Genomic DNA, 14,165 nt, shown 5'->3' with positions numbered 1-14,165 from the left:
GGGGCACTGTGGGTTTGCGGGGTGTGAGCCGCATGGATGCGGCGACCAAGGCTACATGGACGTACTTGCGCCGTCCCCGCAAACCCACAGTGCCCCGCCATCTCACGGAATGCTGCTTTGGCCTTTGACGTTGCCACTGCCTGAAGGCTTCAGCAGGTGCAGGGCGCAGCCCTGCCGAACAACCCTTAATGCAGCAGGGCAGCGACCGCGTCGCGGAACCCCGCCTGGGCCTGCCCGGACTCCGGCGCATGATGCAACTGGCGCACCGCCCGGCCCAACCGCGCCGCGCCCACGAAGCCACAGCTCGCCTGCAGCCGATGCAACTGGCTGCGCAGCTGGCGCTCGTCATGCTGGTCCACCGCCTGCTCGACCGCATCGCGTACGCCCGGCAGCTCGGCCAGGAACAGCTCGCGCAGCGCGATCAGGTGGTTGCGCTGGCCATTGAGCGCGGCCAGTGCCGCAGTCTCGTCCCAGTCCTGTACCTGCAGCTCGACCGCGGCCGGCGCCTGGGCCATGACGATCCCGGCCGGACTGTTGACCAGGGCGCGGCGCACCGCCTTCAGCAGCTGGTCGCGGCCCAGCGGCTTGACCAGCGTGTCGCTGAAACCGGCCTCGCGCAGGCGCGCATGGATCGAGGTATCACCGTCGGCGGTATGCGCCAACGCCGGGGTGTCGGGATGTGAACGGCGCAGTTCGCGCAGCAGCTGCGCGCCGTTGCCGTCAGGCAGGTTGACGTCGATCAGCCACAGGTCATGCGCGCCGGGTTCGGCGCTGGCCAGGGCACTGGCCAATGAGTCTGCGGTGTCCACGTCCGCCGGTAACGTTTCCAACGCCGCCTTGAAAAAACCGCGGCTGATGATGTCGTCCTCGACAAGCAGGAAGCGGGGCCGGCTGGCCCGCGGGGTCATCTGCATCAGGGCTGCCTCCATGTCAGCTGTTGCAATCATCAAGCACAGCGGCGGCGGGCGCAAGCGGGTCCGGACCCTGCCGGTCAGGATCTGCGACAATACGCCCCCATTTTTGCCCGCAGCCTGTTGCCACGTGGCCCGATCCCGCTCCCGCATCGACCGTACCCCGTTCCAGACCGAGATCCTCGACCTCAGCCATGATGGTCGCGGTGTCGCCCGCCGTGAAGGCGAGGGCGGCAAGGTCACCTTCGTCAGCGGCGCCCTGCCGGGTGAGGTGGTCATGGCCGAACAGACCGCCCGCAGCCGCCATTTCGACGAAGCGCGTACGGTGGAAGTGCTGCAGGCCTCGCCGCAGCGCGTCACCCCGAAGTGCCCGCACTTCGGCACCTGCGCCGGCTGCGTGCTGCAGCACCTGGACGAAGACCAGCAGATTGTCGCCAAGCAGCGCGTGCTGATGGACAACCTGGAGCGCATCGGCCACGTGAAGCCGGGCACCGTGCTGGCGCCGCTGGTCGGTGAGAGCTGGGGCTACCGGCGCAAGGGTCGCTTCTCGGTGCGCCGGGTCGAAAAGAAGGACAAGACCCTGGTCGGCTTCCGTGAACAGGATCCGCGATTCGTCGCCGACCTCAGCCAGTGCCTGACCGTGATCCCCGAGATCGGCACCAAGGTCGAGGCGCTGTCCAGCTTCATCGAATCGCTCGATGGCAAGCGTGACATCCCGCAGATCGAATTCATCGCTGGCGACCAGGCCGTGGTCCTGACCGTGCGCCACCTGCAGCCGCTCAGCGATGCCGACCGCGTGGCCTGGGCCGCCTTCGGCCAGCAGCATGGCTTCGTGATCTACCTGCAGTCCGGTGGCGTGGATACCGTGCAGCCGCTGGACGGGCAGGGCGTGCCGCTGTCGTTCCGGCTGGCGCCGTGGGACGTGGAACTGGCGTTCCGCCCGCTGGACTTCATCCAGGTCAACGCCAAGCTCAACGAAAAGATGATCGCCCACGCCCTGGACCTGCTTGAGCCGGGCGAGGACGAACGCGTGCTTGACCTGTTCTGCGGCCTGGGCAACTTCACCCTGCCGCTGGCGCGCCGCGTGCGCGAGGTGGTGGGTGTGGAGGGCGATGCCGGCCTGGTCGCGCGTGCCCGTGAGAATGCCGTGCGCAACGGCCTGGCCAACGCCCAGTTCTTCAGCGCCGACCTGACCCAGGACCAGCGCAGCACGCCGTGGATGCGCCAGGGCTTCGACAAGCTGCTGCTGGACCCGCCGCGCTCGGGTGCGATCGAAGTGCTGCAGCAGCTGCCGCTGAAGCAGTTCAAGCGCATTGTCTACGTCAGCTGCCACCCGGGCTCGCTGGCGCGCGATGCCGGCTATCTGGTCAACGAACAGGGCTTCACCCTGGTCAGCGCCGGTGCCATGGACATGTTCCCGCACACCGCGCACGTGGAAAGCATCGCGGTGTTCGAGAAGCGCTGAGCGGCTGTCATCACCCATGGCGCATAATCGCGCCATGGGCATTGAAATCGAACGCAAATTCCTGGTCATCAACGATGGCTGGCGATCCGCTGCGCACCGGGTGATCCCCATGGCGCAGGGCTACATCAACGACATGGGCGCGCTCGATCGCGGCACCCAGAACGCTTCGGTGCGCGTGCGCATCGAAGGCGACCACGCCGCGCTGAACCTGAAGTCGCGAACCATCGGCCACACCCGCCAGGAGTTCGACTACCCGATCCCGGTGGACGATGCGCGCGCACTGCTGGCGCTGTGCGTGGGCGGCCTGATCGACAAGCGCCGCCATCTGGTCGAACACGCCGGCCTGACCTGGGAGGTGGACGAGTTCCTCGGCGACAACGCCGGCCTGGTCGTGGCTGAGGTTGAGCTGGACAGCGCTGACCAGACCATCGACCTGCCGGACTGGGTGGGTGCCGAAGTCACCGATGATGCCCGCTACTACAACGTTGCCCTGGCCAGCCACCCGTATTCAGAGTGGTGAAGCCGCCAAAAAGGGGACGGAGGGGATTAAGTCGTCTTTACCCCATCTGTGCGGGAAACGACTTAATCCCCTCCGTCCCCTTTTATCGAGGGTGTCGGCCCCCATGTGGAAAGGATGAGAATCGACATCTACTCCGACGTGGTCTGCCCCTGGTGCTGGATCGGCAAGCATCGTTTCCAGCAGGGCGTGCAGTTGCTGGGCGCCAACGCGCCTGAACTCGATATCCACTGGCAGCCGTTCCAGCTCGACCCGGATGCTGACGCCACCCCGGTGCCGCTGCGCGAGGCCTATGCGCGCAAGTTCGGCGGCGTCGAGCGTACCGAACAGATCCTCGGCCAGACCCAGACCACCGCGCGGGCCGAGGGCCTGCCGATGGACTTCAGCCAGGGCCAGGTGCGGGTGACCACGCTGCCGGCGCACCGGGTGTTGTGGCTGGCGGGCGAGCACGGCGTGCAGGATGCGGTGGGCGAAGCACTGTTCCGCGCCCACTTCGAGCACGGTCAGAACCTGGCGGACCCCTCGGTGCTGATCAAGGCGGGCGCGGCAGGCGGCCTCGACGCGGGTGAAATCACGCAGATGCTGGCCTCCGACCGCGGCTTGGCCGAGGTCGAAGCCAAGCTGGCGCAGGCCCATGCGCTGGGCATTTCCTCGGTGCCGACCTTCGTCATCGATGGAAAGTGGGCCATTTCCGGGGCGCAGCCCCCCGAGGCCTTCGCCAACGCCCTGCGCCAGATCGCCGCCGAGCAGGGCGCGCCTGCGGCCCCGGCTGACGGCGACGAGGCCTGCGGCCCGGACGGCTGCAAGGTCTGACCGGATCCGAAAAGGGGACGGAGGGAATTAAGACGTATCCAGCCCGTAGGGGCCGATTGCGGCTTAATCCCCTCCGTCCCCTTTTTCTGACCACTGCGCCTGTCGGCCGGTTCTGCGACAATGCGGCACTGCGCCATGCGGGCGCGCGTTGTGGAGATCGACCATGCTGCTGATCGGCGTTGCCGGCACCGAACTGACCGCCCAGGAACGTGACTGGCTGCAGCACGATGCCGTGGCCGGAGTGGTGCTGTTCAAGCGCAACTTCGCCTCGCGCCAGCAGGTGACCGATCTGAGCGCGGCGATCCGCGCTGCCGCGCCGCGCCCGCAGCTGATCTGCGTGGACCAGGAAGGCGGCCGCGTGCAGCGCTTCCGCGAGGGCTACAGCGAGTTGCCGCCGCTGCAGGACATCGGGGCGATGTACGCCACCGATCCGCAGCAGGCGCTGGCCCTGGCCGAGCAGCACGCCTGGCTGATGGCCAGCGAAGTGCGCGCCAGCGGTCTGGACCTGAGCTTCGCGCCGGTGGTCGATCTGGGCCGTGGCAACCGCGCCATCGGCAACCGCGCCTTCAGTGAAGATCCGCAGGTGGTGGCCGCGTTCACCGCCGCCTACGTGCGCGGCATGCATGCGGTCGGCATGGCCGCCACGCTCAAGCATTTCCCCGGCCACGGCACCGTGCTGGAAGACACCCACTTGGATACCGCGATCGACCCGCGCGCGCTGGACGAGCTGCGCGCCCAGGACCTGGTCCCGTTCCAGGTCGGCATCGCCGCCGGTGCCGACGCGGTGATGATGGCGCACGTGATCTATCCGCAGGTGGCACCGGAACCGGCCGGCTATTCGCCGCGCTGGATCCAGGACATCCTGCGCGGCGAGCTCGGCTTCCGCGGCGTGGTGTTCTCCGATGACATCGGCATGGCCGCCTCGCACAGTGCGGGCGGCGTGCCGGCGCGCGTGCACGCGCATCTGGATGCCGGCTGCGACGTGGTGCTGGTCTGCCACCCGGAACTGGTCGATGAAGCCCTGCACGCCGTGCAGGGACGCTCCCTCAATACTGCTGCGCTGCTGGGCCTGCTGGGCCGCGGCGCGCTCGGCTGGGACGGCCTGCTGGCCGATGCCCGCCATGGCGACACCCAATCCCGTCTGCTTGAAACCCTTGGAAGAACCGTCTGATGCCCAACCTCACCATTTCCCAGGCCCTGGCCCAGGCTGACCTGCTGGTCGACCGCCCCACCATCGACAAGGCCATCGCTGGTATCGCCGACGCCATCGCGCGCGATTACAAGGGCGAGGTGCCGCTGTTCCTGTCCATCATGCACGGTGCGCTGCCGTTCGCCGGCCAGCTGGCGCTGGAACTGGGCGCGCGCGGCCAGGACGTGCAGTTCGATTACCTGCACGCCACCCGTTACCGCGGTGAAACCACCGGCGGCGACCTGGTCTGGAAGCACAAGCCGGCCACCTCGCTGTTCGGCCGCCGCGTGCTGCTGGTCGACGATATCCTCGACGAGGGCTACACCCTGCAGGGCGTGCGCACCTGGTGCCTGGAACAAGGCGCGACCGACGTGCGCATCGCCGCGATGACGGTGAAGAAGCACGACCGCGCGCTGCCGGACGTGACTGCCGACTACGCCGGCATCGAACTGCCGGACCGTTACGTGTTCGGCTTCGGCATGGACGTCAACGAAACCCTGCGCTGCGTGCCGGCCATCTACGCGATGAAGGAATAACGGCGCAGCCGCCCGCGGCGCGTCTTCTTCTGCCGCCGGCATCCTTGGGTGCCGGCGTTCGTCTTTTCATGGAGTGCTTCGAATGCAACAGATCGCCCTGGCCGTGATCGGCGGTACCGGTGTCTATAACCTGGCCAAGCTTGACGACGTGCAGACCCACGAGGTCGACACCCGCTTCGGCCGTCCGTCGGGCCCGGTGCGCGTTGGTACGCTGCTTGGCCATCGCGTGGCGTTCCTGGCGCGGCATGGCGAAGGCCATTCGCTGCCGCCGCACAAGATCAACTACCGCGCCAACCTGGCCGCGCTGCAGCAGCTGGGCGCGCAGCGCGTGCTGGCGTTGAACACGGTGGGAGGCATCACCGAACACTTTGGTCCGCGCGTGCTGGCCTGCCCGGACCAGATCATCGACTACACCTGGGGCCGCATCAGCACGATCTGTGAGGAAGAAGGCACCGACGTGGTCCACGTTGATTTCGGCCACCCGTACACACCAATGCTGCGCAGCAAGATCCTGGCTGCGGCCAAAGTGACCGGCGTCACGGTCCATGACGGTGGCTGCTACGGCGCAACACAGGGCCCGCGCCTGGAAACCATCGCTGAAATCGCCCGTATGCGCCGCGACGGCTGCGATCTGGTGGGCATGACCGGCATGCCGGAAGCCGCCCTGGCACGCGAGCTGGGGCTGGATTACGCCTGCCTGGCGATCATCGCCAACTGGGCTGCCGGCTGTGGTGATGGCGAGGAGATCACGATGGCCGAAGTGCTGGCCAACGTGCAGGCGGCCGGCAACGGACTTCCGGAACTGGTGGGCGAATTGGCACGGGGGTGATTGTCTTCCCCGAGCAAGCTTTGCATACTCAGCTTGTGCGCGGGTTCAGCGTACACCACCCATTCATTGCATAAGGTCTCGCATCACCATGCCGAACGGTACCGTCAAGTGGTTCAACGACGCCAAGGGATTTGGCTTCATCTCGCCGGAGGATGGCAGCGCCGACGTGTTCGCGCACTTCTCCGCCATCAACTCCAAGGGCTTCCGCAGCCTGCAGGAAGGCCAGCGTGTCACCTATGACGTGACCCAGGGCCCGAAGGGTGCCCAGGCTTCGAACATCACGCCGGCCGAGTGATCCACTCGACAGTGCGTTGAAAACCCCGCTTCGGCGGGGTTTTTTTTGCGCGGATTGCCCGCGACCCGCTCGCGATCCACCCGCCTCGGGCACAATGCGGCCATGACGGAACGACTGCGCATCGCCGTGATCGGCTACGGCACCGCTGGACAGGCAGTGTCCATCCTGCTCACCCGTGACGGCCACGAGGTGGAGATCTTCGAACGCGTGCCCACGCCGGGGCCGGTGGGTGCCGGTTTCCTGCTGCAGCCCAGCGGCCTGCAGGTACTGTGGCAGATGGGCCTGCTTGATTCCGTGCGCGCACATGCCGCGCCGGTGCACCGCCTGTATGGCGACACGCCGTGCGAGCGCGCGGTGATGGACATGCGCTACGAGGGACTGGATGCGCGCCTGCACGGCCTGGGCATGCAGCGCGGGGCCTTGTTCTCGCTGTTGGACGAGGCGCGCGCAGGCGAGGGCCAGCTGCATGCCGGTACCACCATTACCGAGGTGGATGCCGAACACGGCCGTCTGCGCGACAGCGACGGGCGCACGCATGGCCCGTTCGACCTGGTAGTGGTCGCCGATGGCGCCGCGTCGACGCTGCGCGGCACGATCGCCGGCGGTGCCGGGCTGGACCGCGTGTATCCGTGGGGGGCGCTGTGGTGCCTGCTGCCGGCCGAGGACTGGCCGCACGTGCAGGAGCTGCGGCAGCGTTACGTGGCCGCGCGCAAGATGATCGGACTGCTGCCGGTCGGCACGCGCCCCGGTGATGACACGCCGCGCCTGAGTTTCTTCTGGAGCCTGCCACGCGCTGACTTCGAACGCTGGCAGGCCGATGGCATGACGCCCTGGCTGGATGAACTGCATGCACTGTGGCCGCAGGCCAGTGCGCGCTTCGCCCATCTGCGTGATGCCGGCCAGTTGGCGCGCGCGGTCTACCGTGATGCGGTGATGACGCGCTGGCACCACGGCCGCATGGTGCTGGCCGGTGATGCCGCGCATGCGATGAGCCCGCAGCTGGGGCAGGGCGTGAACATGGCGCTGTTGGACGCGCTGGCGCTGCGCGATGCGGTGCGCACCTATGGCGGCAGCACGGTCGCGCTGCAGGCCTACCAGGCGCAACGCAGGGCACACGTTGCGGTGTACCAGCGCTGGAGTCGTTGGCTGACGCCGCTGTTCCAGTCCGACCGCGACGCCTGGGCGAAGGCGCGTGACGTGCTGCTGGGCCCGATGGGGCGCCTGCCCGGTGGCCGTGGCCACATGCTGCGCGTGCTCAGTGGCACCCAGCACGGCTGGTTCGGTGCACTTGCACTGGATCCGGCGTTCGTCGACGCACTGGCTACCGCAGCGGAAATGCCTCGTATCAACGCGATTTCGGCCAATGCGTGAAGCGCGTCGTCACTTGAATTAACGGTTGCCTCACCGCCGATATGCGAGAAGTAGGTTGCACGCGATTGCGCGTCGCCCGTTTTCCTTTCCGTGATCAACATCGCGCGTGGCCCGGGCGGCGCTGCCGTTGCGGCCTGTTGCGGCCCGGATGTGCCGCTGATGTTGAAGAGGAGGACGCCATGTTGTTCGCGGTCGAGGAGCTGGAATCGGAAATCTGCAAGCTGCGCGGATTGCTGCAGATGCTGCACGAGGACCAGCCCGACGTACTGGAGGACGTGTTCGAGTTCCATGTCGGCAGCCTGATCAGTCATGCATCAGCGGAGCACCACGCGCGCATCCGCACCTGCGCGCAGGAAATGCTGGCGGCGATCCAGGCGTTGCCGCGACGACGTGAGGGTGACACGCCTGATTTCCAGTTGATGCCGCAGCTGGGCATTCGTCCGGCCTGATTCAAGCCACCGGCAGTTGCACCAGGCCGTTTTCCACGCAGGCGACCCTTTGCTCGCCGCGGGCGGGCACGGGCACGATGCCGGCAGTGAACGCGGAGAAGGCCGGCAGCACCGTCATCCGCTCACGCAGCCAGAACGCGGGGAAGCGCCGTCGCAATGGCGGCAAGGCGACCTGCGGATGCAGATGCCCGGCGATCACATGCAGCTCTGCATCGGGCATCGGCTCATGGCGAAGCAGGAACGGCTGCAGCCGTACTTCATCGTGGATCTGTACCTGCAACTGAGCATGCGGCAGCTGGCGGTCGTGATTGCCACGCAGGACATGCACGTCCAGCGAAGCATTGCGTTCGCGCCATGCAAGCCATTGCTGGTACCACGCAGCGCGATGCGCCGGTCCATGCAGGATGTCACCCAGGATCCACAGCTCGCGACAGGCATGCCTGTCCAGCAGCCCCTGCAGGCGTTGCAGGTCTTCGCCGGTGCCACCGCTGGGCAATGCGATGCCGGCGCGGCGGAATACATCGGCCTTGCCCAGGTGCAGGTCGGCGATCAACAGCGCCTGCCGCGCGGGCCAGTACAGCGCACGCGCGCCAAGCAGTATCAGCGATTCGCCGGCGCGCAGCAGCGGCAGTTCATCGGCCATGGCGGCGCTCCAGCTGCTGGGCCGCACGTTGCACGCGGGTGCGCCAGTCCTCGTTGCTGAACTGCCCGCGCTGGCGTTCGGCCCATAACGGGAAGCCCAGTGGCGTGAGTGATGTCGGGTGCTGCACCGAGAGGACCTGCATGCCGATCCTTGCCAGGACCTGCTGTAGTCCCGGCAGGTCCAGGCTGTCATGCAGCACTTCGCGTTCGGCCAATGCCAATAGCAGGTGGCCGGGGTCATGCTCGCGCAGTACGTCGTAGAGCAGGCCTGCCGAGGCCTGCAGCTGGCGCAGCGATCGCGGCATACCGCCGGGCAGGCTGGGGACCAGCAGGCCCGCTACGCGTGCGATGCCACGGAACTGGCGGCGCGCCAGCTCGCCCAGGTTCACCGCGGCACGTAGATCGTCCAGCAGCTGATCGGCGGTGAACAATGCACGCCATTGCGCCGCATCCAGTTCGATCGCCTGCGCCGGTGCCAGCACCAGGCCATGATCGTTCACCGCGTAGCCGATGCTGTTGCGCTGCCGGCGGGTACAGCGCAGTGCCAGCAAGGCGGCCAGCGCCTCGTGCACGTGACGGCCGGCAAAAGGGTAGACGAACAGGAACTGGCCGTCGCGGCGCCGCACCTCTTCCACCAGCAGATGCTCTGGTCCGGGAAGCGTCGACAACTGCTGCTGCAGTGCCAGCAAGGGGGACAACCAGCGTGATTCGGCACTGTCGTCGGCGCCGGACAGTACCCACTCCAGCTCGCGGCCGAGCGGCATCGACAGTGGCAACTGGCCTCCCTGCCAGCGCGGCACCACACCATCACCGCGCCCTCGTGCCAGCCGCACGAAGGCGGTCATGTCGCGCAGCTGCACCAGTTCCAGCAGGCGTCCGGCGAACTGGAAACGGTCGCCGCGACGCAGGCGGCTGGCGAATTGTTCCTCCACGGCACCCAGGCCACCACCGCGCAGGAACTGCACGCGCACGCTGCCATCGCTGCTGATGGTGCCGATCGACAGCCGATGGCGCAGTACCTGGCGGCGATCGTGCATGCGGTAGTAGCCGTCGGCATCACGCACGACCTTGTGGAAATCGGGGTACTGGGCCAGGGCCTGGCCACCCTGCACGATGAACGTCAGCACGGCCTGCCACTGGTCTTCGCCGAGAGATGCGAAGGCATGGGTACGCCGTACCTGCGCCAGCAGCGCATCGCTGTCGAAGCCACCGGCCAGCGCGCGGCTGACCGCATGCTGGGCCAGCACATCCAGCGACAGCGTCGGCGGCCTGCGCGCTTCGACCACGCCTTGGGCCAATGCACGGCGCACCGCGGCGTATTCGGCCAGCTCCAGTGCATGGCTGGGCACGCACAGGATGGAACCGCTGGCACCCGGGCGGTGACGCGCACGTCCCGCGCGTTGGCGCAGGCGGGCCACGCCCTTCGGGCTGCCCAGCTGCAGTACCTGCTCAACCTCGGGGAAGTCCACGCCGAGGTCGAGGCTGGAGGTGGCAACCACGCAGCGCAGCGCGCCCGCGCGCAGGCCATCCTCGACCTGCTGGCGCAGCGCTGGATCCAGCGAGCCGTGGTGCAGCGCAAGCGTGTCCGGGGCTTCCGGCCAGACCGCGGCCAGCGCCTGATGCCACAGTTCTGCCTGCGCACGGGTGTTGGTGAACAACAGGCTGCTGCGTGCCCGCATCAACGCGTCCAGCACCCGCGGCAGCTGCGCCAGGCCCAGATGCCCGGCCCACGGAAAACGTTCGCCGGGTTCCGGCAGCAGGCTGCGCACGCTGATCGCGCGCGGGCGCACGCCCTGCACGATCGGCGCGTCGGGCTGTCCGGGCAGCAGCACGTCGCGCGCCTCATCCAGGTTGCCCAGCGTGGCCGAAAGCCCCCACAGCTGCACTGCAGGCGCAGCTTCGCGCAACACCGCCAGGTTCAACTGCAGCAGCACACCGCGCTTGTTGCCCAGCAGCTCATGCCATTCGTCCACCACCACGCAGCGCAGCTGGCGCATGCGCGGCAACGTATCCGGATAGCTCAGCAGCAGCGCCAGTGATTCGGGCGTGGTTACCAGTACGTCGATGCGGCCTTCGCGGGCCTGGCGCCGCTCGCGGTTGCTGGCGTCACCGCTGCGCAGGCCGACACGCCATCCCAGTCCCAAGCCGTCGACGACGGCCTGGAGCGCGCGTGCGGTATCACTGGCCAACGCGCGCAAGGGCGTTACCCACAGCACCTGCAATGGGCGCACCGCACTGGCGCGGCGGGGCGAGGGCGGTGGATCGATCAGCGCCTGCAGCAACGGCCCGCCGAACATCGCCAGCGTCTTGCCGCTGCCCGTGGGCGTATGCAGCAACCCGGATTCGCCGGCCAGGTAGTGGCGCCACATCGCGCGCTGGAAAGGCAGTGAGCGCCAGCCGCGTGCCGCGAACCAGTCTTCCAGCCGGCGCAGTGCCTGGCTGCGGGTCATCGCGCCAGCGCCTGCAGGCTGGCCAGCTGATCGGCCTCGCTGGCAGGCTTGTCGTGGCGCCAGCGCAGGATGCGCGGAAAGCGCACGGCGATCCCCGATTTGTGCCGGCTGCTGCGGTTGACCGCTTCGAAACCCAGCTCGAACACCTGTTCGGCGCGTACGCTGCGCACCGGCCCGAAACGTTCGCGGGTGTTGGCGCGGATCCAGCGATCAAGCGCGAGGATCTCCTTGTCGTCCAAGCCCGAATACGCCTTGGCCACCGGCACCAGCGTGTCGCCGTCCCAGACGCCGAAGGTGTAGTCGGTGTACAGCGTGCTGCGCCGCCCATGGCCAGCCTGTGCGTACAGGAGCACCGCATCGATGGTGAGCGGATCGACCTTCCATTTCCACCAGTCACCGCGGCGTCGCCCAGCCAGGTAGGGCGAGCCGCGTCGTTTCAGCATCAGCCCTTCCACGCCACGTTCGCGTGCCACATCGCGCATCGCCGCCGCCTGCGCCCAGTCGACGGCGGCAACGTCGGGCGACAGCTGGATCCGCACATCGTCCAATGCGCCGATGACCGCGGCAAGCCGCGTACGCCGTTCCTGCAACGGCAGCTCACGCAGATCCGCGCCATCGTGCTCCAGCAGGTCATAGGCGAGCACGCGTACCGGCGTGTTGCGCAGAGTCGCTGCTCCTGGCTTGCGACGCTGGATGCGGGTCTGCAGGGCGGTGAATGCGCGCGGCAGGTTGGCGGTCTCGTCCCAGGCCAGCAGCTCTCCGTCCAGCACGCAGCCTTCCGGCAACGCCATCGCGGCGTGCTCGATCTCGGGGAAGCGGCCATCCAGTCGTTCCTCGCCACGGGACCACAGCGCGACTTCGCCACGCCGGCGCAGCAGCTGCAGGCGTATGCCATCCCATTTCCATTCCAGCAGCCAGTCGTCGATCGCGCCGAGGCGTTCGGCAGGATCGCCTTCCAGAGGGGAGGCGAGGAAGAAGGGGTAGGGCTGCTGGCGGTCGGACGGCAGCTCGTCCGGTGACAGCAGTTGAGCCAGCAGCCCGGGCGAGGGGATCCACTCGCCGAGCATGCGCTGGGCGATGCGTGCGATGTCCAGGCCGGACCATTCCGCCAGTGCCTGCTGTACCAGTCGCTGCGAAACGCCAACGCGCAGGGCGCCGGTCAGCAGCTTGTTGAACACCAGGCGTTCGCTGCTGCACAGCTGCCGCCACCCGGCGACGACCGCAGCGCGGCGTACTGCCTCGGGTTGGTTGGCCATGGCCAGCAGATGCTGTTCGATCCAATCAGCCAACGGGCGGTCGGCGGCTGGCTGCGATGGATCATCCAGCAGCAGGGTCAGCGTTTCGGCCAGGTCACCCACCTGCGCATAGCTGTCTTCCACCAACCAGGGGGGCAAGCCGGATTCTTCGGCAATCCAGCCGCGCAGTTCGCCGCTGGCGGCGATCTTCCGGCGTGCGCCGCCCACCTTGCCACCGCTGAGCAGGTACATCGCCCATGCCGCATCGTGCGCGCGCGCCTGGCGGAAGTAGTCGACCAGGGCTGCACGCTTGTCCAGCGTAGCCGTGCTGCGGTCCAGGCGCTGGTAGAGCGCAGCGAAGGCCTTCATTCCTCGCTCCCGAAATCGGTGCGGAAGGCTTCGGCAGCCACGCCGCGTTCGCGCAGGAACGGAATCAACGCATCGGTATTGCCATGGGTAGCGATCACCCGCTGCGCGCCTGTCTGTTCGATGGTCTGCAGCAGTGCTGGCCAATCGGCGTGATCGGAAATGACGAAACCGCGATCGACATTGCGGCGCCGCCGATTGCCGCGCAGCTGCATCCAGCCGGATGCGAAGCCCAGCTGGTGGCGGCCGAAGCGGCGCATCCAGGGCGTGCCCGCAGCCGACGGCGGCGCGAGGATCAGCTGGCCGGCGGCATCAGGCTGGCGGCCCTGCTCGGCCACGGTGAGCGTCTCCAGCATCGGCACCCCGGCCTGCCGGTACACCGCCACGCCATTGGCGATGGCGCCGTGCAGCCAGGCTGGTCGATCGTCCAGCGGCAGCAGCTCGGCCAGCACCCGCTGTGCCTTGCCCAATGCGTAGCACAGCAGGATCGCGGCTTCGCCACGTTGTTCGCATTCGCGGCGCCACGCCAGGATCTCTGCAGCCACCGCCGGCGTGTCCGGCCAGCGGTAGATCGGCAGTGCGAACGTAGCTTCAGTGATGAAGGTATCGCAGGGCACCACTTCGAACGGTGTGCAGGTCGGATCAGGCTGTCGCTTGTAGTCGCCGGAGGCTACCCATACCTGCTGCCCGTCGTCGATGCGTACCTGTGACGAACCGAGTACGTGGCCGGCCGGATGCAGCGATACCTGCACCTGCCCCAGGCGGAACGGCACACCCTCGGCATGCGCCAGCACCGGCACGTCACCCAGGCGCCAGCGCAGGATCGGCAGGCTGCCTTCGCTGCAGTGGTACTCCCCCATGCCCGGGCGGGCATGGTCGCCATGGCCATGGGTGATGACCGCGCGCGCTACCGGTCGCCACGGGTCGATATGGAAATCGCCGGCGGCGCAGTACAGCCCCTCCGGGCGCAGCACCACCAGATCGTCGTTGCCTGCCATGCGGTCACTGTGGCCTGCGTCTCGTGCAGAGGGTGAGAACCGGCCTGAACACGGGCTTGGCAGGCGATGCGGCACAATCGGGCCGCAGACCTCTTGCCG

14 protein-coding genes are annotated in these 14,165 nt (G+C 67.8%); 9 read left to right on the top strand and 5 right to left on the bottom strand.

Annotation, left to right across the window (positions count from 1 at the left end):
* Nucleotides 1–185: 185 nt before the first annotated feature.
* Nucleotides 186–914, bottom strand: a complete 729-nt coding sequence (locus tag ACMZ91_RS17380; RefSeq protein ID WP_032129364.1) for a response regulator — start codon at nt 912–914, stop codon at nt 186–188.
* 127 nt (nt 915–1,041) lie between these two features.
* On the opposite strand from ACMZ91_RS17380, the gene rlmD reads away from it, so the two are divergent.
* The 9 genes from rlmD (at nt 1,042) to ACMZ91_RS17335 (ending at nt 8,375) form a co-directional block, all read left to right on the top strand.
* Nucleotides 1,042–2,376, top strand: coding sequence for a 23S rRNA (uracil(1939)-C(5))-methyltransferase RlmD (gene rlmD, locus ACMZ91_RS17375; RefSeq protein WP_414578205.1), 1,335 nt, complete (start codon nt 1,042–1,044; stop codon nt 2,374–2,376).
* A gap of 34 nt (nt 2,377–2,410) precedes the next feature.
* A complete protein-coding gene (locus tag ACMZ91_RS17370; protein WP_414578207.1) occupies nt 2,411–2,896 on the top strand; it encodes a CYTH domain-containing protein in 486 nt (161 codons plus the stop codon).
* Between the two features lie 114 nt (nt 2,897–3,010).
* Complete coding sequence (locus ACMZ91_RS17365) at nt 3,011–3,706, top strand: DsbA family oxidoreductase (protein WP_277779005.1); 696 nt, start codon at nt 3,011–3,013, stop codon at nt 3,704–3,706.
* Nucleotides 3,707–3,869: 163 nt separating this feature from the next.
* Nucleotides 3,870–4,877, top strand: a complete 1,008-nt coding sequence (nagZ, locus tag ACMZ91_RS17360) for a beta-N-acetylhexosaminidase (RefSeq protein WP_414578209.1) — start codon at nt 3,870–3,872, stop codon at nt 4,875–4,877.
* A complete protein-coding gene (locus ACMZ91_RS17355; protein ID WP_005410592.1) occupies nt 4,877–5,431 on the top strand; it encodes a hypoxanthine-guanine phosphoribosyltransferase in 555 nt (184 codons plus the stop codon). The genes nagZ and ACMZ91_RS17355 overlap by 1 nt, the downstream gene beginning before the upstream one ends.
* Before the next feature lie 82 nt (nt 5,432–5,513).
* On the top strand, nt 5,514–6,260 hold the full coding sequence (locus tag ACMZ91_RS17350) for an S-methyl-5'-thioinosine phosphorylase (RefSeq protein ID WP_010482830.1): 747 nt from the start codon (nt 5,514–5,516) through the stop codon (nt 6,258–6,260).
* Nucleotides 6,261–6,348: 88 nt separating this feature from the next.
* Nucleotides 6,349–6,555 (top strand): cold-shock protein, encoded by a 207-nt coding sequence (locus tag ACMZ91_RS17345; RefSeq protein ID WP_005410590.1) that lies wholly within the window; start codon nt 6,349–6,351, stop codon nt 6,553–6,555.
* Nucleotides 6,556–6,657: 102 nt separating this feature from the next.
* The gene (locus ACMZ91_RS17340) at nt 6,658–7,926 is read left to right on the top strand and encodes an FAD-dependent oxidoreductase (protein ID WP_032129344.1); all 1,269 of its coding nucleotides are present in this window, start codon (nt 6,658–6,660) and stop codon (nt 7,924–7,926) included.
* 179 nt (nt 7,927–8,105) lie between these two features.
* A complete protein-coding gene (locus tag ACMZ91_RS17335; RefSeq protein WP_032129345.1) occupies nt 8,106–8,375 on the top strand; it encodes a hypothetical protein in 270 nt (89 codons plus the stop codon).
* Nucleotide 8,376: 1 nt separating this feature from the next.
* On the opposite strand, the gene pdeM is transcribed toward ACMZ91_RS17335, so the two are convergent.
* The 4 genes from pdeM to ACMZ91_RS17315 are packed head-to-tail and all read right to left on the bottom strand — an operon-like array spanning nt 8,377 to nt 14,066.
* Nucleotides 8,377–9,018, bottom strand: coding sequence for a ligase-associated DNA damage response endonuclease PdeM (gene pdeM / locus ACMZ91_RS17330; protein WP_032129346.1), 642 nt, complete (start codon nt 9,016–9,018; stop codon nt 8,377–8,379).
* Complete coding sequence (locus tag ACMZ91_RS17325) at nt 9,008–11,467, bottom strand: ligase-associated DNA damage response DEXH box helicase (RefSeq protein WP_414578212.1); 2,460 nt, start codon at nt 11,465–11,467, stop codon at nt 9,008–9,010. The genes pdeM and ACMZ91_RS17325 overlap by 11 nt, the downstream gene beginning before the upstream one ends.
* Entirely contained in the window at nt 11,464–13,071 is a 1,608-nt protein-coding gene (locus ACMZ91_RS17320) for an ATP-dependent DNA ligase (RefSeq protein WP_414578214.1), read from the bottom strand. Before ACMZ91_RS17320 ends, ACMZ91_RS17325 begins: the two co-directional genes overlap by 4 nt.
* Complete coding sequence (locus tag ACMZ91_RS17315) at nt 13,068–14,066, bottom strand: ligase-associated DNA damage response exonuclease (protein ID WP_414578216.1); 999 nt, start codon at nt 14,064–14,066, stop codon at nt 13,068–13,070. Before ACMZ91_RS17315 ends, ACMZ91_RS17320 begins: the two co-directional genes overlap by 4 nt.
* Nucleotides 14,067–14,165: the final 99 nt, after the last annotated feature.

Source organism: Stenotrophomonas sp. FR024, assembly GCF_047500745.2.
Taxonomy (GTDB): Bacteria; Pseudomonadota; Gammaproteobacteria; order Xanthomonadales; family Xanthomonadaceae; genus Stenotrophomonas; species Stenotrophomonas maltophilia_A.
The sequence above is the reverse complement of the archived record's forward strand: the minus strand, read 5'-3'. Positions and strand labels throughout refer to the sequence as shown.